We start from the raw sequence: 20,863 nt of genomic DNA, 5'->3' as shown, positions 1-20,863 counted from the left end.
AGCAAGTGCGCAGACCTACTGAACAGTTACAATGAAAGAATCAAATTGGATGGAGGAAACGATGAGCCAGGCATTTGTATTTAGAAAAGACGGCTTTACCGGAGCAGAGCAGGAGCTTTTGATCAACGAGACTCTGTTTCATAATGCCAACGGATATTTCGGAGTAAGAGGAAATTTTGAGGAGCGTTATCCCGCTGACCGTCCCACGGTCAGAGGACAGTACGTAAATGGTTTTTACAATTTTTCAGACATGAAGCAGCCGGAGAAGCACTATGGCTTCCCGGAGCAGAAGCAGACCATGGTGAATACCTTTGACACCCAGACTATGGTGCTGACCCTGGAGGGAGAGCGGGTCGACCTGTTTACAGGAAAGGTTCTGGAATTTTGCCGGATCCTGGACATGAAGAAGGGCACTACAGTGAGAAGGTTCGTATGGGAATCACCGGAGGGACGCCGGGCAGAGATCTGCATTACCCGTATGGCGTCCTTTGAGATCCTGCCGCTGTTTACCATTGAATATCAGATCACCCCGTTGAACTTTTCAGGCAATGCCGTGATGGAATCTGTTCATTCCGGAGATGTATCCAACTACTTTAATCCCAAGGATTCCAGAGTGGCCGGAGAAAAGATCGTTCATCTGAGAGTGGCTGATCTGGAGAATACAGAGGAAGGCTTTACCCTGCTTCGGTCAGAAACCTTGCGATCCGGCCTTGAGATCGCCAGCGCCGTGACCCATAGGGTGTACTCGGAGGACAAAGAGCTGGGCTGCCGGGAGGACTTAAGGACGGAGAGCCGGATCGGCGATAAGGACATCGTGGAGAAGCTGGCATTTCCCGTAAAGGAAGGAAAGGCGGTTACGGTGGTGAAATACACCGTGACCTGTGATTCCATCCGTTATGAGAAGGTAAAGGAGGATGCCCGAAGGCTGTTAAGGGAGAGCGTGGCGAGGCCGCTGAGCCATTGGTATCAGTGCCAGGAAGCTTATCTGGCAAAATTCTGGGAAAATGCAAAGATCGAGATCAAGGGCGATGAGGAACTGAACCTGTCCCTTCACTACAATCTGTATCAGTTGCTCCAGTCCGTTGGAAAGGATAAGTACTGCAATATCGGAGCAAAGGGCTTAAGCGGCGAGGGCTACGAGGGACATTATTTCTGGGATACGGAGATGTATATTGTGCCCTTCTTCTCCCTGACTCAGCCGGAGGTGGCAAGAAATCTCCTGTCCTACCGCCACCACATCCTGGACCGGGCCAGAGCAAATGCCAGAGTGATGGGATATCCCAAAGGCGCTCTTTACCCATGGAGGACCATCAACGGAGACGAGTGCTCCGGCTACTATCCCTCCGGAAGCGCCCAGTACCATATCAACGGAGATATCTCCTACGCAGTGGTGCAGTATTATCTGATCACCGGAGATTGGGATTTTATCGTGGAGAAGGGAGCAGAGATCCTGATGGAGACAGCCAGGATGTGGCATGATCTGGGCAACTTCTATGAGGGCTCCTTCCAGCTCCATGATCTGACAGGCCCCGATGAATACAGCTGCGTGGTAAACAACAACTACTACACCAACCTGACGGCAAAGCATAATATGGCCTGGGCTGCAAAGGTGTATCGGATGATGAAGGAGCGGGGACAGCTGAAGGACCTTGAAGATAAGATCGGTATCGAGGAGACGGAGATCGAGGGCTTTGAGGAGGCGGCTGAGAAGATGCTGCTTTTGTATGACGAAAAGCTGGATATCAACCCGCAGGATGACAGCTTCCTCTCAAAGAAGGAATGGGACTTCAGCCAAAAGGGGCCGGGCAACGGGCCGATCATGCAGTGGAATCACCTGTACCGCCTGTACCGGTATCAGGTGTGCAAGCAGGCTGACACCGTGTTGGCCCATATGATCTTTGAGGATGCACAGAAGCTCAGCACCATGAAGAACTCCTTTGAATATTACGAGAAGCGGACAACCCATGATTCTTCCTTATCCAGATGTATTTTCGGAATCGTTGCCTCCAAACTGGGAATGAAGGAGAAGGCCTATGATTACTTTGATTTCTCCTCCAAGCTGGATATCCTGGATTCCCAGCACAATACAAAGGACGGGATCCACACCGCCAATATGGGCGGTACCTATATGGGCATTGTCTATGGCTTCCTGGGACTGAGGGTGAAGGAAACGGGATATTTCTTCATGCCGTCTATTCCAAAGCAGTGGGAATCCTATGAGCTTCGCTTAAAGCTTCAGGGAAGCCTGCTGGAGATCAAGGTGACAAAGGAAGGCTGCAGCTTCCGGCTGGTTGAGGGAAATCCGGTCGCCATTGTTGTCTATGGAAAAGAGTATCAGGTGGAGTTTGAGTTAAAGCTTTCTTTGGAGGAATGGTAATGAAATATCAGTGCGGGATTTTTGATTTAGATGGAGTGTTGGTAGATACGGCAAAGTATCATTATCTGGGTTGGAAAAAGCTGGCAGACAGGCTGGGTTTTCCATTTACAGAGCAGCAGAATGAGGCCCTCAAGGGCATTTCCCGGATGGCGGCACTCGATCTGCTCCTGGAAATGGGAGGAATGAGCGGGCGGTTTTCTGAGGCGGAAAAGGCAGAGCTGGCAGCAGAGAAGAATCAGTATTATCTGGAATATGTCAGCCGGTTAGAGGAAGATGAGCTGTTTTTTGGGGTAGTGGAGCTGTTTGAACGGATGAAGAAGGCCGGCATCAAGATCGCACTGGGCTCAGCCAGCAAAAACGCCAGACTGATCCTGGACCGTCTCCATATTGAGGATTATTTTGATTTCATTGTGGATGGAACCCTGGTGAAAAAAGCAAAACCGGACCCGGAGGTATTCACCCTGTCAGCAGACCGTCTGGGGATCCCTTACGCAGAATGTGTAGTATTTGAGGATTCCGCCGCCGGGATCCAGGCGGCAAAGACAGCCGGGATGTTGGCAGTGGGGATTGGAACAAGAGAAAACCTGCCCATGGCGGACTATATCTGCAGAGGTGTAGGAGAGTTTGAGTGGGAGTAAGCGCCTTCTTGAGCTGGTGAGGAAACATAAGGAAATGTATCTTGATACATGGGCTGCAAATACAGTATAATGATTTTGACCGCTATTTGCAGCCTTCACTGTAATAGGAATGACAAAGGTTCCCATAGCGTGGGAGCCTTTTGCTGTTTCTGCAATTTCTTGACAGTATGCAAATGAGAATGTATGTTCTTATGAATGCGGTCCATGACCGCATGGTTTCATAGTGTTGTATTTGAAATAAGATGGTAATACGAGGGAGGACAAGAAGAATGTTGACTGTCACATTAGGAGATATCACAAAAGTAAAGGCAGATGCCATTGTAAATGCTGCAAACACCAGTCTTCTTGGCGGAGGCGGCGTGGACGGAGCGATTCACCGTGCAGCAGGTCCAAAGCTCCTGGGAGAATGCCGGATGCTTCATGGGTGCAAGACCGGGCAGGCGAAGATCACAAAGGGCTACCGCCTTCCGGCAGAATACATCATCCACACCCCCGGACCAGTATGGAATGGCGGGAAAAAGAACGAGGAGCAGCTCCTGAGAAGCTGCTATCAGAGCTGCCTGGAGCTGGCGGCAGAGAACGGATGTAAAAGGATCGCCTTTCCCTCCATCAGCACGGGGATCTATCGGTTCCCTCTTGAAAAGGCGTCTGTGATTGCTGTTGGGACGATCCTGGAGTTTTTAAAGACGCACCCGGACATGGAGGTGCAGATGGTATGCTTTGACAAGGACACGCTGGGGTATTACCAGAGGGCATTGGAGCGTGCGGAACATTAGCGTCATGCAGGATATGAAGTTTGAGATGCCGGAGGGGAAGAGTAATGGACGTTTTATGCATAGGCTCCGCTGTTTTAGATATCACGGCAAGGCCAATAGAGAGCCAGGACATGTGGAGAGAGAAGCAGCGGATTTCCGAAATACAGATCCAAACAGGAGGCGATGCGGCTAATCAGAGCTTACGGCTTGCGGATCTGGGCTGTGAGGCGGCGCTGGCTGCCGCGGTCGGGGCGGACCAAAATGGCCAGATGCTAAAGCATGCCCTGGACGCAAGAGGGGTGAGAACAGAGTTTCTGGCAGTAAAAGAGGGGATACAGACAGGGACAGCCCTGGTGCTGGTGAATGAGGCAGGGGAGCGCCATACATTCTCTGTGAAGGGAGCTCACAGCTTCCTTAGCAAGGAGGACGTAAAGGCAGCCCTTTTGGAGCACCCGCGGGCTATTTCCCTGGGAAGCCTCTTTTCCATGCCGGAGCTGGAGGCAGATGGGCTTTTGGAATATCTGCAGGCGGCAAGAGAACAGAAGATTCCTGTATTTGCCGATCTGGCAGCGGACAAACAGAGGCAGGGCTTTGAGGGGATCCGCCCCTTCCTTCCTCTGATCAGCTACTTTCTGCCCAGCCTGTATGATGCTCTGGAGATGACCGGAACCGGCAGCGCCGAGGAGGCGGCTGATCAGTACCTGGAAGCGGGAGCAGGCTGTGTTGTGATCAAATGCGGAAGCCAAGGCTGTTATCTGGCTTCAGCGGAGGGGAACAGCTGGATTCCGGCTGTCCCGGTGGAGCCGGTCGATACCACCGGGGCAGGAGATTGTATGGTGGCTTTGTTTATCAGCCGAATCCTATCCGGAGACACGCCAAAGGAGGCCTGCCGGTATGCCTGCGTTGGAGCCTCTCTCAGCACCCTGTTTCCCGGAGCCTCCGGAGGCCGGCTGACAGAGGAAAGGCTGAGAGCATGGAGGGAGGAGCACCAGGGCTGGAAATACTGAGAGCGGGTCTGTATTTTCACAGCTGGTGAAACACGGGAGCCATGTTTTCAAAGGTGCATATGGAAGAAAAACCCAGCTGTTTTAATTCTTTGGCTGTTTCCTTTACATAGGCGGCAAGATGTTCCGGAGCATGGGTATCGCTGCCTATGGTGATAATGGTTCCTCCCAGTTCCTTGTAAAGCTTTAGAATGTCCCTTGATGGAGTCAGGTCAGGAAGCCCATAGCGGTGGCTGGAGGTATTGACTTCGATGCCTTTTCCATCGCTTATGGCCTGTTTTAAGATGTCCGTGATGATATCTTTGACCTTTTCAAAGGGATAGATACCTGCCAGGTCATAGCGCGTGATCATATCCAAATGTCCAAGTACGCTGTAATCCTTATAGCTCTTTATAACGCGAAGGATCTCTTCGTAATATCTGCGGTTGTATTCGTCCTGTGTTTTCCCCTTTTGAAAATCCTGGTTCCAAAATTCCTTATCTTCTACCTGATGACAGGACAGAATGATAAAATCAAAGGGATAGGAAGAGAAGAGCTTCTGGTATTGGGGAATGGTATGTACCTGCATGCCAAACTCCATCCCTTCCCGTATGGTGATCCTTCCGTTATATTTCCTTTTTATTTGTTTGATCTCGGCATGATATGCGGGATATTTTACATTCATGGCAGGAAGCGCTGCCTTTTCTTCCGGCTGATAAGTGTCCGGCCCGTCCGGCCAATCCTCCTTCACGCCATAATCCACATGATCAGTAAAGCAGATCTCCGAAAGTCCCATGGAAACAGCATCCTTCACAAGCTGCTCCATAGGATAATCAGAATCATCGCTGTAATAAGTGTGTAAGTGGTAGTCTGCGTACATCTGCAGTTCTCCTTTCCGTTTTCTTTTGATCAGGACTGATTTCCTATCATTATATTTCATGAAATGGATGTTATCTATAGAAATATCGCCAGATAATAGGACAAAATCATAAAAGATCAGATGCAATAGGAAATCTGACTGCAGGGGATCATTTTTTGCTGCACAGAAAGGGAAGGAGCGATATTTTTTCTGGTTTTGCTTGTAAAATATGCATTAATAAAGTATAGTATTATGTAGATATTTATAACTGATAAAGTGGTATTAAAAACTACATTTATCGGAAAAACATCAGAAATAACCTGGTGTCAAAATCGTAGGAAAGGCGGTTACAAGTATGGGGAAAAAGGGAATAAAAATTGGTGTGGCATCAGCAATGCTGGCAGGCACGGGCACAGCGGTGATGATCGCAAAATCACTGAAAGAAAAGAAGGGCTCCCGGAAGCAGATGCCGGGAAACAGTGAGTACCGCAATACGGAGCGGGGCAGGGATGCTAAGAACAAAAAGGGGATTTACTACACAAGCGGAAACTACGAGGCCTTTGCCCGGCCGGAAAAGCCGGAGGGAGTAGAAGGAAAGAGCGCCTATCTGGTGGGCGGCGGGCTGGCTTCCCTGGCGGCAGCCTGCTTCCTTGTGCGTGACGGGCAGATGCCTGGTTCCCATATCCACATTTTGGAGGCAATGGATGTTGCCGGCGGCGCCTGTGATGGTATCAACGATCCCACACGGGGCTATGTGATGCGCGGCGGAAGAGAGATGGAAAACCATTTTGAGTGTCTCTGGGACTTGTTCCACAGCATTCCGTCCCTGGAGGTCCCGGGAGCCTCTGTGCTGGATGAATATTACTGGCTGAACAAGCATGATCCCAACTATTCTCTCTGCCGCGCCACTGTGAACAGAGGACAGGATGCCCATACAGACGGCAAATTCAATCTCAGCCAGAAGGGCTGCATGGAGATCATGAAGCTTTTCATGACAAAGGATGAAGACCTGTATGACAAGACCATTGAGGATGTGCTGGATGAGGAGGTGTTCAATTCCACCTTCTGGCTGTACTGGAGGACCATGTTTGCCTTTGAGAGCTGGCACAGTGCCCTGGAAATGAAATTGTATTTCCAGAGATTCATCCATCACATTGCAGGGCTTCCGGATTTCAGCGCATTGAAGTTTACAAGATACAATCAATATGAGTCCCTGATTCTTCCTATGCAGAAATACCTGGAGAAGGCCGGAGTGGATTTCCAGTTCCACACAGAGGTCACCAATGTGATTTTTGAGTTTAAGGACAAGAAAAAGATTGCGAAAACCATTCAGTGCAGGGTCAAAGGAGAGGAAAAAGAGATCCCGCTCACAGAAAATGATCTGGTATTCGTGACCAACGGAAGCTGTACGGAAGGGACCATTTACGGCGATCAGAACCATGCGCCGGATAAAGAAGCCGAGACCCGCACAAGCGGATGCTGGAGCCTCTGGAAGAATATTGCGAAGCAGGATCCCTCCTTTGGACGTCCTGAGAAATTCTGTTCCGATATTTCCAAGACAAACTGGGAGTCCGCCACGATCACAACCCAGGATGACAGGATCATTCCATACATCACAAAGATCTGCAAGCGCGATCCAAAGAGCGGCAAAGTGGTGACCGGCGGTATTGTGAGCTGCCAGGATTCCAGCTGGCTGATGAGCTGGACCATCAACAGGCAGGGCCAGTTTAAGGAGCAGGATCCCGATAAGGTATGTGTCTGGGTATATGGATTGTTCACCGATGTGCCGGGGGACTATGTGAAGAAGCCTATGAAGGAATGCACCGGAAAAGAGATCACAGAGGAGTGGCTGTACCATTTGGGCGTTCCGTCAGAGGAGATAGAGGAGTTAGCGGAGCACAGCGCAGTCTGCGTTCCGACAATGATGCCCTATGTTACTGCATTTTTCATGCCGAGGACAAAGGGAGACCGTCCCGATGTGATCCCGGACGGCTGCGTAAACTTTGCATTTCTGGGCCAGTTTGCCCAGACACCGAGGGATACGGTATTTACAACAGAGTATTCCGTGCGGACAGCCATGGAGGCAGTGTACGGACTTCTCGGCGTAGACCGCGGAGTTCCGGAGGTCTGGGGGAGCGTCTATGACATCCGTGCCCTCCTTGACAGCTCCGTAAAGCTGATGGACGGCAAATCTCCTCTGGAGATCGAGCTGCCGGGTCCCTTAAACCTTTTGAAAAAGCCGTTGATCCATTTCGTAAAGGGTACGGTTATAGAAAAAGTATTGAGAGACCATGATGTGCTGAAGGAACACATGCTGTAATGCAGCTCCGGAATGGACAACAGAAGAATAAAAGCGCAGTATGCGGGATCCGTCATGTGGCGAATCCCGCGTACTGCGTCATGTACAGTTCATAGTATTTCCCGCGCTGTGCCAGCAGCTCACTGTGGCTTCCGCTTTCAATGATCCTGCCCTGATCCATTACGACGATGATATCCGCATCGCGGATCGTGCTGAGGCGGTGGGCAATGATGATGCTGGTGCGGTTCTGCATGATGTGCTGCATGGCGGCCTGGATGGCCTTTTCTGTCCGCGTATCCACATTGGAGGTGGCCTCATCTAAGATCAGGATCTCAGGATCTGCCACAAAAGCGCGTGCGATCGCCAAAAGCTGGCGCTGGCCCTGGCTTAGGTTCCCTCCGGCAGAGGTGAGCACAGTATCAAGGCCCTGGGGAAGCATATCGATCAGCTCCCTGCAGCGGCTCATATGGATGGCCTGCTTTAGCTGTTCGCCGGTGGCAGTCTCATTGGCATAGGTCAGGTTGTTTCGGACAGTATCAGAAAAAAGGACCGTATCCTGCAGAACGATGGCTGCATGTTTGCGGAGGCTGCTTCTGGACAGGCCTGCGATATTCTGGCCATTGATCAGGATCCTGCCGCTGTCGATGTCGTAAAAGCGCATCAGCAGATTCACCACCGTAGTCTTTCCGCTGCCTGTGGAGCCCACCAGAGCGACCTTTTTTCCGGAGGGGACAGTCAGGCTGAAATCGCGGATCACAGGATGGCCGGATACATAGGAAAAATTCACATGTTTAAAATGCACGGCAGCATTTTTGTCCTGTTTCAGCTCCTCTCCTTCCATATCCTCGCTGGTCTCATGGAGAACGGCAAACACCCGCTCCGCACCGGCGATGGCTGTCTGGAGCTGTCCGTAGATCTGTGCGATCTCATTGATAGGGCGGCTAAACTGCTTGGCATAGACGATAAAGGCGGAAATGACACCGACGGAGATCAAACCATGGACGGCAAAATATCCGCCAAAGGCCGCAATGATAACAAAGCCTATGTTGCCAATACAGTTCATGACAGGTCCCATGACGCCGCTGAAAATATCCGTGCGGATACCTGCCTTTGTCAGGTCGTCTGCCGTGGCGCAGAATTCTTCTATGGTTGCATCCTGGTGGTCATAGGCAACAACAGTGTGATAGCCGGAGATCATCTCCTCCACAGTGCCGTTGAGCCTGCCAAGCAGCATCTGGCGCTTCCTGGAAAATTGGCGGACTTTTTTTGAGAGGACTTTGGTTGCGATCAGGGTCAGAAGCACAGTGCCGAGGCTCAAAAGGGCCAGCTGCCAGCAGTACCAGAGCATGACAGCCACCGTGCCAATGATCGTCAATACGCCGGAAAACAGGGACGGCAGAGACTGGGAGACAGTGGTGGAAATGTTCTCAATATCGTTTGTCATGCGGCTCATTACATCGCCGTGAGAGTGGGTATCCAGATACCGGATCGGCAGGTCAACGATTTTTGCAAACAGCTCCCCGCGCATCTGCTTTACAATGCGCTGGCTGAGCCTTGCGCTGATGAGACCCTGGAGCAGCTGGCAGCCGCTGTAGATCAGATACGCCCCAAACATCAGCCCCAGTGTGTATGATAAGCGTCCCTCTCTGGTGCCGGCAATGATATCAATAGACCAGCTCTGCAAACTGGGTGCATAAACACCGCAGAGGGTTCCAAGGATAACGATAAAGAGCATGATAAGGACCATGGATTTTTCCCTGGCAAAGTAGGCCAGGATACATTTCAGGGTATCGCGGACATTTTCCGCATGCTCAACCTGGGCAAACCGCGCTTCCCGGTTCATTCCCGGTAAGGTGCGTTCCAATAACTTTTTCTCATCGGCCATACTGCTCCTCCTTTCCCAGCTGGGAATCATAAATATCCTGATAAGCCGTACAGGTATTCATCAGCTCCTCGTGTGTACCGCAGGCAGCGATCCGTCCATTTTCCAATACCACGATCCGGTCCGCCTGCCGGACAGATGCAATGCGCTGTGCAATGATGATCTTTGTGCTTTTGGGACTGGCTTCCTTCAATGCCGCATACAGATCAGCCTCGGTCTTTAGGTCAAGGGCACTGGTGGAGTCGTCTAAGATCAGGATCTTGGCGTCCTTTACGACAGATCTTGCAATGGAGATCCGCTGCCGTTGGCCGCCGGAGAGGCTCATGCCCCGTTCATCCACTAAGGTGTCATAGCCCTGGGGCGCAGAGCGGATGAACTGATCCGCCTGGGCCGTCCTTGCCGCCTGGAGGATCTGGGCTTCAGAGGAGTCCGGCTTTCCCCAGGCGATATTCTCACGGATCAGGATACTGAACAGCTCGCTTTTCTGCAGGGCGATGGAGATCTTTTGCCGCAGGGCTTTTAAGTCGTATTTGCGGACATCCACGCCGTCTACCAGTACCATCCCCTCTGCTGCATCATAAAACCGGGGGATCAGATTCACCAGGGAGGATTTTCCGCAGCCAGTGGCGCCCATGATCGCGATGGTTTCACCGGAATGGATCGTAAGGTCAATGTCCTTTAACACAACCTGTGTGCTTCCGGGATAAGTAAAGGAAACACCACGGAATTCAATTTCACCGGATACCTCTGTCTTCCCGTCAAAGCCGCCGTTCTTTAGATCAGGCTGGCTGTACAGGATCTCCCTGACGCGGCCCCAGGATGCAATGCCTCTGGAAATGTTCTGGAACAGCAGAACAAGCATCAGGATGCCGTTTAACAGCTGGGTCGTGTAGGTGATCGCTGCTATGATAATGCCGGGAGTGGCAGTGCCTGCGCCAACCTGGGCAGAGCCTGTCAGAAGAAGCACCAGGACGACCACATACATCAGGGCATTCATGGCAGGATTCATAAAAGCGAAGATCGTCAGTACCTGGAGCTGGGTTTTGACCAGCTTGTCATTGGACCTGCCAAACCGGATCTTTTCGTAAACCTCCCGGACGCATGCCTTGATGATCCGGATACCGGACACATCCTCCTGCATGATGGCATTGATCTCATCCAGCTGTGCCTGGAGCTTCCCAAACAGCGGGTTGGCCCTGCTTAAGCAGAAGGCCAGAACCCCGACAATAAACGGAAAGGCACACAGCACGATCCTGCCAAAGTCCTGATTCAGCTGAAACAGGAAGAAAATGCTTCCAAACATCAGCATGGAGGTGCGGATCATGCCGCGGACAAACTGTGACACAAAGTTCTGTACCTGGGTGATGTCATTGGTCACACGGGTCACCAGCGAGCCGGTGCCGAACTGGTCCACCTGGGGAAAGGAAAAGGACATGATCCTGCGAAAGGAATCCTTGCGCATTTCGTTGCCGATATTCTGTCCGGTCATGTGGACAAACATATTGTTGAGGCTGCCGCACAGGCCGCCAAAGAGGATCAGGACGATCATCTGAAGCCCCAGCGTCCAGATCAGGTGAAGGTCGCCTGCGCCGCCTGTATTGACACCTAATACGCCGTCATCAATAATGGCACTCATGATCGTTGGCTGCAATAGATCCATCATCACCTCGCCGACCATAAACGCCGCAGCGATGACCGCAAAGTGAAGATACCTTTTTATATACTTCCACATAAGTCTCCTTTCTTTATCTCGGATGTGTTTTCCCGGCCAAAGGATAAAGCCGGTCTGTCAGGATTCCCCGTTTATACAGCAGACGGATACTGCTGAAAATGGCGTAAAGAGCGGCTGCCGGCTCTGCTGCCCAAAATGCATACCAGACAGAGCCAATGCCTGCAGTTTTGGCCAGTATCCAGACCAGAGGTACGAAAATGATTACCTGGCGCAGGCTTGTGCCAGCCATATTGATAAAGCCGTTTCCAAGGCCGGAAGCGGCATAGCCCAGGATCATGGTCACGGAGGCAAAGACAAAGGTAAAGGAGATGGTCCTTAAGGCCGGAATGCCGAGGGCCAGCATGTTGGCATCAGCGTCAAACAATTGGAGCAGCCATCCGGGAATGGCGCAGAACACCGCTGTTGCCAGCAGGGCGATGCCTGCGGCCATGGGGAGCGCCGTGCAGAAGGCAGACCGTACACGCTCCGGCTGCCTGGTGCCGTAATTATATCCGACAATGGGGATGGCTGCCTGTCCCAGCCCGTTCATGGGCATAAAGAGGAAGTTTTGGAGCTTGTAGTATACGCCGAAAAATGCAACAGCTGCCGGAGAAAGGGGCATCAGGATCCCGTTGATGGCGGAAACCATGATGCTTCCAAGAGCCTGGGTGATAATGGTGGGCAGGCCGACCCGGTAAATGTCAGCCAGGATACGGCCCTCCAGCCGGTAGCCCTTCCATTTTGGCTGGACAGTGGGATTGCAAAAGCGGTTCAGCAGAACAGCGTACACAGCACATATCCATTGCCCGATGACTGTGGCAATGGCTGCGCCGCGGATCCCCATGGCAGGAAAGCCCAACAGGCCGAAGATCAAAATGGGGTCCAGGATCAGGTTTGTCACAGCTCCGGCCACCAGAGTGAGCATGCTGCCAACGGTATTTCCAACGGACTGCAAAAATCGCTGGAACATGGTGCTCACAAAGGTTCCCAGGCAGAAGAGCATACAGATGGAGAGGTACTCCGCGCAGGCACCGCCGATGAAGGGATCACTGGTGAACATTCCTGCGAAGCTGTCTGTACAGAACAGGCCCAGAAGCATAAAGACCGCTGCGCCCAGAAGAGAGAGGAGCACTCCGGTAGTGGCGGTGTTCCCGGTCAGGGCGGAGTCCTTAGCGCCGATGCTCTTGGAGAGCAGCGAGTTGATACCGACGCTGGTGCCCACAGAAACAGCGATCATCAGAATCTGTACCGGGTACGCAAGAGACACAGCAGTCAGCGCCTCCTGTCCCAGCCGTGCCACAAAGATGCTGTCCACGATGTTGTAGAGTGATTGGATCAGCAGCGAGAACATGAGCGGCAGGGACATATTGATCATAAGCCTTGTCATGGGCATATAGCCCATTTTGTTTTTTCTTTCCATAAATCCTCCTGTTTAAAAAGAAAAAATGTGCAAACCAAAAAAGTGGTTTGCACATTTCATAGAAACGGTCGCGTCCGTACCTATTATAACAAATATTTTTATTTTTTGCAAACAAGATGTGAGGTTCAAATTAACGCTTGATTTTTCGGAAAGATTTGTGATAGAATCCTTCCTGTAATTTAATAACGGCTCATAGACGACACAAGTAGTGCTGAGCACGTAAATCTGATCACGGTAATTATGAAGTTTACACTGGATCAGAAACTCCGCATTGCCTGTGTTTTTTTGTGCCTAAATTCAGGAGGAACAAACATGCCAACAACTCAATTTCAAAGGAAGGTCTTCGCTTTCCTGACCGTGATCGTAACTGTTCACGCATACGTTTTTTACAGCCTGTATGTGATCAACGGAAATCTGCTCATGAACCTGACGGGAGCAGATTCTGTTATACATGCAATCAACGCCCAGGGGGGAGTTTATATGTTCGGAAGGATGTTGCCTGTGTGGGCGCTCATTCTGATCGAATTTATTTTTGCATTTGGTTTGGAATGTATCATGGGAAGTCCCTGTTCATTTAAGATCGCAAGCATGGTATTTGATCCCGAGAGCAGCCATCCGATGATCTTCGAGACCATGATCATAAGCGCCACGGTCCTTTTGATGTGCCCTGCCATGAGCTTTCTTGCAGCATGGTTCTATTATCCCTATTATCAGGGCTTTTCCATCCTGACGCTGCTTGCGAACTGGCTGAAGCTTGTCTGCTTTAATTTCCCCTTTGCATTTTTCTCGCAGATATTCTTTATACAGCCGCTAGTCAGGGCGGTATTTAAGCGTTTTTTCGCAAAATGATCCATAGGCAGTAAAAAGCGGCAGGTGATCGCTCACCCGCCGCTTTTTTGCTGTCAATGGATTATAACTGAGGACCAGCTGCAACCAGGGCCTTTCCAGCCTCGTTGCCTTCATATTTTGCAAAGTTCTTAACGAATCTGCCGGACAGATCCTTTGCCTTTTCTTCCCACTCAGAAGCATCTGCATAGGTGTCGCGAGGATCCAGGATCGCAGGATCTACGCCAGGAAGCTCAGTGGGAACTTCAAAGTTAAAGTATGGGATCTTCTTTGTCGGTGCATTCAGAATGTCGCCATTTAAGATCGCATCGATGATGCCGCGTGTATCACGGATGGAGATACGCTTGCCTGTTCCGTTCCAGCCGGTATTTACCAGGTATGCCTTAGCGCCGCTCTTCTCCATCTTCTTAACGAGCTCTTCACCATACTTTGTAGGATGAAGCTCAAGGAAGGCCTGGCCAAAGCAAGCAGAGAAGGTAGGTGTAGGCTCTGTGATCCCGCGCTCTGTGCCGGCAAGCTTAGCTGTGAAACCGGACAGGAAGTAGTACTGTGTCTGCTCTGGCGTCAGAATGGATACTGGAGGCAGTACGCCGAAGGCATCTGCGGACAGGAAGATCACATTCTTAGCTGCAGGAGCGGAGGAAACCGGGCGTACGATCTTCTCAATATGGTTGATCGGGTAAGATACACGGGTGTTCTCGGTTACGCTCTTGTCAGCGAAATCAATCTTGCCCTCTGCATCCAGGGTAACGTTCTCAAGAAGAGCATTGCGCTTGATCGCATTGTAGATATCTGGCTCAGATTCCTTGTCCAGGTTGATAACCTTTGCATAGCAGCCGCCCTCGAAGTTGAACACGCCGTTGTCATCCCAGCCGTGCTCGTCATCACCGATCAGAAGACGCTTTGGATCGGTTGATAAGGTGGTCTTACCTGTGCCGGACAGGCCAAAGAAGATCGCGGTGTTCTCGCCGTTCATATCTGTGTTGGCAGAGCAGTGCATGGAAGCGATGCCCTTTAATGGCAGATAGTAGTTCATCATGGAGAACATACCCTTCTTCATCTCACCGCCGTACCAGGTGTTGATGATAACCTGCTCGCGGCTTGTGATGTTAAATACAACGGCTGTCTCAGAGTTTAAGCCTAACTCCTTGTAATTTTCAACCTTTGCCTTGGATGCGTTGTAAACAACGAAATCCGGCTCGAAGTTCTCAAGCTCCTCATCGGTCGGGATGATGAACATATTTTTAACAAAGTGAGCCTGCCATGCTACTTCCATGATGAAACGGATCGCCATGCGGGTATCCTTGTTAGCGCCGCAGAAAGCATCTACGATGAAAAGTCTCTTGTTAGAAAGCTCGTTCTGAGCAATTTTCTTTACTGCTGCCCAGGTTTCCTCACTTGCCGGGTGGTTATCATTCTTGTATTCATCAGAGGTCCACCATACAGTATCCTTTGAATTTTCATCCATTACGATGAATTTGTCTTTTGGTGAACGGCCTGTGTAAATACCAGTCATTACATTTACAGCACCAAGTTCGCTGACCTGACCCTTTTCATAGCCTTCCAGCTCAGGTTTGGTCTCTTCTTCAAATAAAGCTTCATAAGAAGGGTTGTACACAATGTCTGTAGTTCCAGTAATACCATACTTGTTCAAATCAATCTTTGCCATTTTGCATTTAACCTCTTTTCTTTTAAATAGTAATAGGTGCGAAATGAAGAATGGGAAAACCAGGATCAACTGGCCCCTATTACCAATTTTACATGATAAATTCAAGAAGTCAATAAAAATCCGCGAAATTTATGAAAAAAATGACAATTATTTAACATGGATCTTTTTTTACTTCTTGCCATTAGGAGGGTGGCAGCATTATAATCATGATAGAATCATAAGGCGGGAGGTTTCAGATGATGGTTTGGCAAAAATACCGAGGCCTGAAAAAGGCAGCGAGGCTTGCTTTCCTGTTGGCAGTGTCCGGGATGCTTGCGGCGTGCGGTCAGGGGCAGAAGATGGGAGAGAGCGCAGGTCTGGATGGCAGCAATGGCAGCAGGAAAGAAGAGCCGTTGATCCTGGATATGGATCGGCCGGATGCTGCGAAAACAGATATCCAGGCAGCAGATGCTGCAAAAACAGACGCAGCGGGTGCGGATGCCTCAGGATCAGACGGCCGGGAGACTTCAAAGGCAGACAGCATAAGAGGAATGTTTGGCGAAGGCTGCATTGCAGGGCAGACGTTTGAGGTGGAGCTCAGCGAGTATGACGGAAAGGTCTGGTTCGTTCCTTTTTCCCCTTCAGGGGAACAGGCAGATCCTGTTATGCAGATCATCCAGGACGGAAGTATCCTCACAGAGATCCGGCCGTACGTGCCTGAGAGGCTGGCAGGAGAGACATTTACCAGTCTGGATGCAGTATCATTTTATGATATCAATTATGACGGGAACACGGATATTCTGCTGATCGAGACATATGGCAGTACAAGCTTTGCAGCTGTTTATTATGGGTTTCCCACCGGCGGAGGCGGCTTTGAGCGATATTTTGTCTCACAGGAGCAGCTGTCGGAGCATATATCCGAGCAGGCGGCAGCACTGTCAGTGCCGGAGATTCGCAGGCTTTTGTCAGATGGGAAAAGGAATGGTGAGTTTACCAGCTATCAGGAGGCATATGAGGCTGTGATCAGACTCTGTGAGCTGGAGAGTACGGCAGAAAATGGGTACGGCCTCATTGATTTTGACGGCAATGATATCCCGGAATTGGCCTCCGGGGTCAATGGCTACTATGTGAGCCTGTATACATATGATAATGGAACCGTATACACGCTGATGGATCATTGGTTCTATGGAGCAGGGGGAAATGCAGGCTACGAATACGCTCCGGGAAAGAACAGCCTGGTAAATTTCAACCATGACTATGCGGGAGCCATCTACTATACGACCTACATGACAGCCAGTACCCGGCATACCATGGAGACCGTGGTGCAGATAGAGACCTACAATTTTGATGATGCCAATGGAAACGGGATCCCCGATGAAAACGAAATGGGCTCCGTGGGATATTACAGCGTCAGCTATATAAATGGTGCGGAGGCCTCCCCGGAGGAATGTGCGGCTTACGATGCGGGCGGATATGAGAATATGGAAACGCCTATGACCGCCGGGGAGCTGAGAGCGCAGCTGAATAAGAGATGATCGTGCCGCAAAATATAGAAAAGAATTGCAGGAAAAAGAACGATGAATAAGAAATCACTTAAAATCACAACAGGCGCAATGGTCACGGCAATTTTCGGTGTACTGCTTTTGCTGAACCGGCAGACGGGAAATCTGTTCCAGGATATCTTTTTGTTCCTGTATCCGGTCCCAATGGTCGCCTATTCGGCAATGTACGGCTTAAAAAGCGGCGTACCGGTCTTTCTTGCCATGTCATTCATTTCCTTCCTGTATGGAAGCTTTACCACCATTTTTTATGCAGTGACCCAGGTTTCCATTGGACTTATATTCGGCGGCTGCCTGTATCATAAGGTGGATATGACAAAAACACTGTTCGCAGTGATGGCCATGTCGGCAGTGGTGAGCGTCCTAAACACCATAGTGCTGGGCTTTCTGTTCGGCTTTGACCTGAATAAAGAGGTTGCCGAGATGCAGATGATGATGGGCTCCATCTTTGAACAGTCAGGGGCTGTGGTGCCGGAGCAGATGATGTCAACGAATTATCTGAAACAGATGTTTGTTGTCTCCATGACCCTTTTGGGAGTGTTCCAGGGCTTTCTCGTCTATGAGATCAGCCTGCTGATCCTGCGCAGGCTCCGTTTTCCGGTGCAGAAGCCAAAATCCGTGTATCTGTATGCCCCGCCCAAGTGGACAGGCTATGCTGCAGGGCTGGCATTCTGCGCTTACATCACAAAGCTTGCAAAGCCCCTTGAAAATGAGCTGCTGCAGAATACGGTCCTGACGATCGGGATCCTGGGCTATCTCTACCTGGTCTGCTTTGGCTTTATATCCATTCTGCTGGTCTTAAAGATCTATTTTCCTAAGATGGGTATCTTCCGGTTTATCATAGCCTTGCTGGGGATGCTTGTATTTCCGTTCATGGAGATCATGGCCGGCTTCCTATATATTGTGAGCCAATATCATGATCGGCTGATCGAACAGTACCATCTCAAATTGGGGCAGCTATAGCTGGAAAATATGCAAAGATTTTAGAAACAAAACCAGTGACTTTTTTGCTATTATCTGTTAATATAGAAGCAGTTAGTTCTTTGACTAATGTATACTACCTATTTAAGGAGGAAACAACTTATGCCAATGCAGATGGGATGGCGCTGGTACGGGGAAGGCAACGACCCGATCACCTTAGCTGACATTAAGCAGATTCCGGGCGTAACAAGCATTGTCTGGGCACTTCACAATAAGATGCCCGGTGAGATCTGGGAGATCGATGAGATCGCCGAAGTTCAGAAGCAGCTGGAGCCATATGGCTTCAACATGGATGTGGTGGAATCTGTTAATGTACATGATGATATCAAGATCGGACTTCCGACAAGAGACCAGTATATTGAGAATTACAAACAGACGATCCGCAACCTTTCCAAATTTGGTGTGAAGGTTATCTGCTATAACTTCATGCCGATCTTTGACTGGACCAGATCAGATCTGTTCCACCCGGTAGGAGACGGCTCCACCGCCCTGTTTTATCAGAAGGATATGATCCAGGATGACTACAAGTCCATGGCAGACTATATCCTGAACTTTACTGAGAAGTACAACATGACCTTCCCGGGCTGGGAGCCAGAGCGTATGGCAAAGCTGGACGAGCTGTTCAAGGCTTACAAGCCTGTTACAAAGGAAGTTCTCTGGGAGAACCTGAAATATTTCCTGGAGGCTTTGATGCCTGTATGTCATGAGTGTGATATCAAGATGGCGATCCATCAGGATGATCCGCCGTGGGATATCTTCGGACTTCCGCGCCTGCTGGTAAATGCAGAGGCTATTGACAGATTCCTGGCAATGGTTGATGATCCGTACAACTGCCTGACACTTTGCTCCGGTTCCATGAACGCAAACCCGGAGAATAATGTGGCTGCTATCGTTCGCAAGCACTGCGACCGCATCGCATTTGCCCACATCCGCAACATTCACCACTTCCCGAATGGTGACTTCTCTGAGGCTGCTCACCGCGACTGCTGCGGCGAGACCGGTATCATTGATATCCTCCGTGCATATCACGAGGGCGGTTACGAAGGCTATATCCGTCCGGACCATGGCCGTCAGCTGTGGGACGAAGGTCCTGGCAACTGCCGTCCTGGCTACGGCAAGTATGACCGCGCACTGGGCATTCAGTATATGCTGGGCGTATGGGATCTGCTGGACAAGCTGGCTGAGGAAAAGAAGTAATTATCAGGACAGGGAACTGTCCTAATAAAAGAGGCAGAGTCTTAAAGGGCTCTGCCCTTTCTTTTAGCGGAAGGCAAAAGGAGACAGCAATGTTAGAGAAGACAAAGACAGTATCTGGGAAAAACAACAAAGAGATATTTGAGACAATGCCGATACCAAAGGCCCTGGCCACACTGGCTATTCCCACCATCATCGGGCAGCTGGTAGTGCTGATCTACAGCCTGGCAGATACATTTTATATAGGAAGGACCAACAATCCATTGATGGTAGCAGGAGCTTCCCTGATCCTGCCGGTGTATAACATCTGCATTTCCATTGCAGGGCTGGCAGGAGTGGGCGGGGGAACGCTGATCTCCAGGCTTTTGGGTGCGGGGAAGGAGGAGCAGGCGAAAAAGGTTTCTGCCTTTAGCTTTTATCTTTCCATTGGGATGTCCGTATTCTTTTCCGTCATGACGGCCCTTTTCATGCACCCCCTTCTCATGGCTCTCGGCGCCAGCGGGGATACGTACCAATATGCCAGACAATACGCATTCTGCGTGATCGTGCTGGGAGCCCTGCCAACGGTCATGTCCGTCACCATGTCCAATCTGCTCCGCTCTGTCAGCTGTGCCAAGCAGGCAGGCTTTGGCGTTTCCATGGGAGGTGTCATTAACATTTTCCTGGATCCCCTTTTTATGTTTGTGCTGTTTCCGGCGGGGATGGAGACAGCGGCAGCAGGTATTGCTACCATGTGCTCCAATGTGATCGTCTGTATCTACTATCTGGCTGTCATTTTGCGGATGCGGGGGAGCACGGTACTGACATTTTCACCACGGTCCGGTATGCCGGAGATCAAAAACATCAAGTCCATCTTCAGTGTGGGAATCCCGGCAGCTCTGGCAACACTGCTGTTTGACCTGGCCTATGTGGTGATCGATAAGCTGGCAACAGGCTATGGGGATATCCCTCTGGCAGCCATAGGGATCGTGTTGAAGGCTGAGCGCCTTCCGCTAAATGTGGGGATCGGTCTCTGTCAGGGGATGATGCCCATTGCTGCCTACAATTATTCCTCCGGGGATCACGGGCGGATGAAAAGTGTGGTGAGTCTATCCAGGATCGTTGGCTTGGTGATCGCTGCTGTGAGCATTGTGCTGTATGAAATATTTGCGGGAAATATCCTCCGATTTTTTATCAGCGATGAGCAGACCGTATACATCGGGGCCAATTTCCTGAGGGTCCGCTGCCTTGCCACACCATTTATGTTCATGTGCTTCCATCTGGTAAATCTGTTCCAGGCAGTGGGGAAGGGAGACAAGGCGCTGTTTCTGGCAGTGGTGCGCTGGGCCCTGTTCAATATCCCCATGCTGATCCTGTTCAATGCTGTTTTCGGAATGTACGGGATCGTGTGTACGCAGATCGTGGCGGATATCTGTACGGTGGCTGTTTCCTTTTATGTGTACCGCAGGTTTGAACGGTCCATTGCAGCAGGGGCAGAGACTCCTGAAGCCCAAGAGAAAAATCTTGCGTAAAATTTATTTTTGTGATATGATTTTTTTGCGAAAGTTCAAAATATATAGGGCAAAACCGGAGAAATCCGGCGACGCAAAACTATAGGGACTAACTCCGTTTGGAAATGTCAGCCAGTTACCGCAGTACAAGCGTATTGTACTGCGGTCAGACTGTAGACAAAGTTGGTGCTGGTTGATTACGCCCAGCACCACTTTTCTTT

General features: G+C 50.4%; 15 protein-coding genes and 1 riboswitch. Of the genes, 10 read left to right on the top strand and 5 right to left on the bottom strand.

All coding sequences use genetic code 11. The features are described from left to right. Positions 1-31 precede the first annotated feature (31 nt). The 4 genes from LIZ87_RS18790 to LIZ87_RS18775 all read left to right on the top strand — a co-directional run bounded on the left by LIZ87_RS18790 (position 32) and on the right by LIZ87_RS18775 (position 4,777). Positions 32-2,377 carry a glycoside hydrolase family 65 protein gene (locus tag LIZ87_RS18790; RefSeq protein WP_227148790.1) on the top strand — a complete coding sequence of 782 codons (2,346 nt, stop codon included), beginning with the start codon at positions 32-34 and terminating at the stop codon, positions 2,375-2,377. Continuing rightward, entirely contained in the window at positions 2,377-3,015 is a 639-nt protein-coding gene (gene pgmB, locus LIZ87_RS18785) for a beta-phosphoglucomutase (protein ID WP_227148789.1), read from the top strand. Before LIZ87_RS18790 ends, pgmB begins: the two co-directional genes overlap by 1 nt. A 269-nt stretch (positions 3,016-3,284) precedes the next feature. Beyond that, positions 3,285-3,791, top strand: a complete 507-nt coding sequence (locus tag LIZ87_RS18780) for an O-acetyl-ADP-ribose deacetylase (RefSeq protein ID WP_227148788.1) — start codon at positions 3,285-3,287, stop codon at positions 3,789-3,791. Positions 3,792-3,835: 44 nt separating this feature from the next. After that, entirely contained in the window at positions 3,836-4,777 is a 942-nt protein-coding gene (locus LIZ87_RS18775; RefSeq protein ID WP_227148787.1) for a carbohydrate kinase family protein, read from the top strand. Between the two features lie 16 nt (positions 4,778-4,793). Here the strand turns inward: LIZ87_RS18775 and LIZ87_RS18770 are convergent, their stop codons facing one another. Beyond that, the gene (locus LIZ87_RS18770) at positions 4,794-5,633 is read right to left on the bottom strand and encodes a histidinol-phosphatase HisJ family protein (RefSeq protein ID WP_178316625.1); all 840 of its coding nucleotides are present in this window, start codon (positions 5,631-5,633) and stop codon (positions 4,794-4,796) included. 334 nt (positions 5,634-5,967) lie between these two features. Here LIZ87_RS18770 and LIZ87_RS18765 point away from each other — a divergent pair, with 334 nt between their 5' ends. Then, complete coding sequence (locus tag LIZ87_RS18765) at positions 5,968-7,932, top strand: oleate hydratase (RefSeq protein ID WP_178316626.1); 1,965 nt, start codon at positions 5,968-5,970, stop codon at positions 7,930-7,932. Between the two features lie 52 nt (positions 7,933-7,984). Here the strand turns inward: LIZ87_RS18765 and LIZ87_RS18760 are convergent, their stop codons facing one another. Genes LIZ87_RS18760 through LIZ87_RS18750 form a run of 3 tightly spaced genes read right to left on the bottom strand, consistent with a single transcriptional unit; the run spans position 7,985 to position 12,924 of the window. After that, on the bottom strand, positions 7,985-9,796 hold the full coding sequence (locus LIZ87_RS18760; protein WP_227148786.1) for an ABC transporter ATP-binding protein: 1,812 nt from the start codon (positions 9,794-9,796) through the stop codon (positions 7,985-7,987). Beyond that, the gene (locus LIZ87_RS18755; protein ID WP_227148785.1) at positions 9,786-11,525 is read right to left on the bottom strand and encodes an ABC transporter ATP-binding protein; all 1,740 of its coding nucleotides are present in this window, start codon (positions 11,523-11,525) and stop codon (positions 9,786-9,788) included. The genes LIZ87_RS18760 and LIZ87_RS18755 overlap by 11 nt, the downstream gene beginning before the upstream one ends. Before the next feature lie 13 nt (positions 11,526-11,538). Continuing rightward, the gene (locus LIZ87_RS18750; RefSeq protein WP_178314139.1) at positions 11,539-12,924 is read right to left on the bottom strand and encodes an MATE family efflux transporter; all 1,386 of its coding nucleotides are present in this window, start codon (positions 12,922-12,924) and stop codon (positions 11,539-11,541) included. Between the two features lie 312 nt (positions 12,925-13,236). Here LIZ87_RS18750 and LIZ87_RS18745 point away from each other — a divergent pair, with 312 nt between their 5' ends. Next, a complete protein-coding gene (locus tag LIZ87_RS18745; RefSeq protein WP_178314142.1) occupies positions 13,237-13,773 on the top strand; it encodes a hypothetical protein in 537 nt (178 codons plus the stop codon). A gap of 61 nt (positions 13,774-13,834) precedes the next feature. Here LIZ87_RS18745 and pckA read toward each other — a convergent pair whose 3' ends face one another. Next, the gene (gene pckA / locus LIZ87_RS18740; RefSeq protein ID WP_227148784.1) at positions 13,835-15,439 is read right to left on the bottom strand and encodes a phosphoenolpyruvate carboxykinase (ATP); all 1,605 of its coding nucleotides are present in this window, start codon (positions 15,437-15,439) and stop codon (positions 13,835-13,837) included. 236 nt (positions 15,440-15,675) lie between these two features. Between pckA and LIZ87_RS18735 the strand changes: the two genes are divergently transcribed. The 4 genes from LIZ87_RS18735 (at position 15,676) to LIZ87_RS18720 (ending at position 20,663) form a co-directional block, all read left to right on the top strand. Beyond that, positions 15,676-16,953: a hypothetical protein gene (locus LIZ87_RS18735; protein WP_227148783.1), complete on the top strand. Its 1,278-nt coding sequence runs from the start codon at positions 15,676-15,678 to the stop codon at positions 16,951-16,953. Between the two features lie 42 nt (positions 16,954-16,995). Further along, a complete protein-coding gene (locus tag LIZ87_RS18730) occupies positions 16,996-17,940 on the top strand; it encodes a DUF2232 domain-containing protein (protein ID WP_178314291.1) in 945 nt (314 codons plus the stop codon). Positions 17,941-18,066: 126 nt separating this feature from the next. After that, positions 18,067-19,155, top strand: coding sequence for a mannonate dehydratase (gene uxuA, locus LIZ87_RS18725; RefSeq protein WP_334301020.1), 1,089 nt, complete (start codon positions 18,067-18,069; stop codon positions 19,153-19,155). An 89-nt stretch (positions 19,156-19,244) separates the two neighbouring features. After that, positions 19,245-20,663 carry an MATE family efflux transporter gene (locus LIZ87_RS18720; RefSeq protein WP_227148782.1) on the top strand — a complete coding sequence of 473 codons (1,419 nt, stop codon included), beginning with the start codon at positions 19,245-19,247 and terminating at the stop codon, positions 20,661-20,663. A gap of 38 nt (positions 20,664-20,701) precedes the next feature. Further along, a riboswitch (cyclic di-GMP riboswitch) is annotated at positions 20,702-20,786 on the top strand. Positions 20,787-20,863: the final 77 nt, after the last annotated feature.

The organism is Lacrimispora sp. 210928-DFI.3.58 (genome assembly GCF_020554865.1).
Classification (GTDB): Bacteria; Bacillota; Clostridia; order Lachnospirales; family Lachnospiraceae; genus Enterocloster.
The sequence above is the reverse complement of the archived record's forward strand: the minus strand, read 5'-3'. Positions and strand labels throughout refer to the sequence as shown.